The 2,402-nt window shown below is 70.3% G+C and carries 3 protein-coding genes; all 3 read right to left on the reverse strand.

Annotated elements, in window-relative coordinates; translation table 11 throughout:
* On the reverse strand, window positions 1-1,151 hold a 1,151-nt coding region (locus tag GX015_RS09105; protein WP_291344544.1), incomplete at its 3' end, for a 3-deoxy-7-phosphoheptulonate synthase class II.
* Window positions 1,152-1,257: 106 nt separating this feature from the next.
* Complete coding sequence (locus GX015_RS09110) at window positions 1,258-1,749, reverse strand: polyadenylate-specific 3'-exoribonuclease AS (protein WP_291344545.1); 492 nt, start codon at window positions 1,747-1,749, stop codon at window positions 1,258-1,260.
* Between the two features lie 94 nt (window positions 1,750-1,843).
* A partial coding sequence (locus GX015_RS09115; RefSeq protein WP_291344547.1) for a 1-acyl-sn-glycerol-3-phosphate acyltransferase occupies window positions 1,844-2,402 on the reverse strand: 559 nt, incomplete at its 5' end.

Here is a 2,402-nt window from a genome sequence, read left to right on the forward strand (position 1 = left end):
AAGTGGCGCGTCTTGTAGCCGTTGGAGGCGCTGTAGGTGTTGCCGTGCATCGGGTCGCACTGCCAGATGACCTTGTGGCCGGTGGCCTCGACCGCTTCGACGATGGGCGGCAGCGCCGTGCGGACCTTGTCGTTGCCCATGCGCGACGTCAGCGTCAGGCGGCCAGGCTGGAACAGCGGGTCGAGCTTCTCCACGTAGGCGACGGCCTCCTCCGGCGTCGTCTTCGGGCCGATCTTCACGCCGACCGGGTTGCCGATCAGCGCCGCCAGCGCGACGTGGAAGTCGTCGAGGCCGCGGGTGCGCTCGCCGATCCACAGCTGGTGCGCCGACAGGTTGTACAGCTTGTCGTCGCCGGACTCGTCGTGGGCCAGGCGCAGCATGGCGCGCTCGTAGTCGACGACCAGCGCCTCGTGCGAGCAGTAGATGTCGGCGGTCTGCAGGTTCGAGTCGGACACGCCGCAGGCCTGCATGAAGCGCAGGGCGTGGTCGATCTCGCGGGCCAGATCCTCGTAGCGGGCGCCGGCCGGGGAGTTGGTGACGAACTCGCGGTTCCACTCGTGCAGGCGGTGCAGGTCGGCGGTGCCGGAGCCGGTCAGCGCGCGGACCATGTTCATGGCGGCCGACGCGTTGGCGTAGGCGCGGACCATGCGGGCCGGGTCGTGGACGCGGGCTTCCTCGGTCGCCTCGACGCCGTTGACCATGTCGCCGCGGTAGCTGAGCAGCCCCTCGGAGTCACGGTCGGCCGAACGCGGCTTGGCGTACTGGCCGGCGATGCGGGCCATCTTCACCACCGGCGTCGACGCGCCGTAGGTGAGGACGACGGCCATCTGCAGCAGCGTCTTGATGTTCGCCCGGATGTGGGGCTCGGTGTTGGACTCGAAGGTCTCCGCGCAGTCGCCGCCCTGGAGCAGGAAGGCGCGGCCCATGGCCACGTCCGCCAACTCCTCCTTGAGCTTGCGCACCTCGGGCGCCACCACGATCGGCGGCACCGACTCGAGGATGCGGCGCACGTTGGCGGCGGCCTTCGGATCCCACGACGGCTGCTGCAGCGCCTGGCGCGACAGGGCGTCTTCGAAGCGCTCGCGGATGCCGTCGGGAAGCGGGGGCAGATCGGGGAGATCGTTTACGGGGAGGTCAATGGTCCAACTCACGGATGCAATCGTAGCCGACCATGTCAACCGCACCCGCAGCCGCCGGGTGCGGGGGCTCCGGGGCGGGTGCCGCGGGCGGTTGCGCGTGCTTTGCGACGGCCCGCGCTCAGCGCGAGGGGCGCACCTTCGCGATCGCCCGGTACCGCACGAGATTGTGGCGCGCGTCGGCCAGGGCGTCGTGGCGGCCGTCGTCCTGGCGGGGCAGGCGCGGTTCTCCCGCCATCTCCCAGTACTGCTTGAGTTCCCTGGTGAAGCGCGGGATCTTCCGCGGCAGCCGGGTCATGTCGCCCCACAGTTGGGCCAGGACGACGTGGTCGTAGGCGCCCACCCAGGCCCACAGTTCCGGGTCGCCGGCGCCCGGGGCGAGCAGGAAGCGCTCGAGGTCGTCGCGGATCGTCGCCCGGGACTTCCACAGTGGCGACGACGGATTGGGCAGTTGGTTGAGCACGTTGGCCCGCACCCACGGCCCGGCCTTGCGGGCGTCGAATTCCGAGGAGATCGCGTAGTACTCGCGGCCGTCCTCGGCGACGACACCGATGGAGACCAGATCGATGGTCCGGCCGTCTTCGATGAACTCGGTGTCGTAGAAATAGCGCACGACGCACAGGATAACCCGTGCGCCGCGTCATCGTCCCCGGTGGGGCGGCCGAAGATCGGCGGCGGTGAATTCGCCCGCCGGGTGCCGCAGGGGCCTACGCCAGCGGGCGCTCCAGGCGGCCGCCCGGCTCGGTGCCCTCCGGGTAACCGTCGCCTGCGGCCAGCGACGCCTTGACGTCGGCCGAGTAGGCGTCGACGTAGGTCTGGCCGCTGAGCTTCTGCAGCGCCGCCATCAGATCGTCGGTCAATGCCCGGGCGTTGGCGTACTCGTCGCCGCGGTCGCGGTAATCGGCCGGGTCCAACGGATCGCCGATCTCCACGCCGACCTTGCGGGGCCGCGGGAACCAGCTGCCAATGGGGTTGACCTCGCCAGTGCCCTTCATCGCCACCGGGTACACGGGCACGCCGGTGCGCAGCGCGACGCGGGCCAGGCCGGTCTTGCCCCGGTACAGGCGACCATCGGCCGAGCGGGTGCCTTCCGGGTACATGCCCAGCAAGTCGCCGCGCTCCAGCACGGCAATGCCGGCGTCGAGGGCGTCCTGGGCGGCGTCGCCGGACTTGCGGTCGATGGGCACCTGGCCGGTGTTGGTGAAGAAGAATTTCTGGATCCGCCCGACCAAGCCCGGGGACGTGAAGTACTCCTTCTTCGCCAGG

The organism is Corynebacterium sp. (assembly GCF_012837295.1).
In the GTDB taxonomy this organism is placed as follows: domain Bacteria; phylum Actinomycetota; class Actinomycetes; order Mycobacteriales; family Mycobacteriaceae; genus Corynebacterium.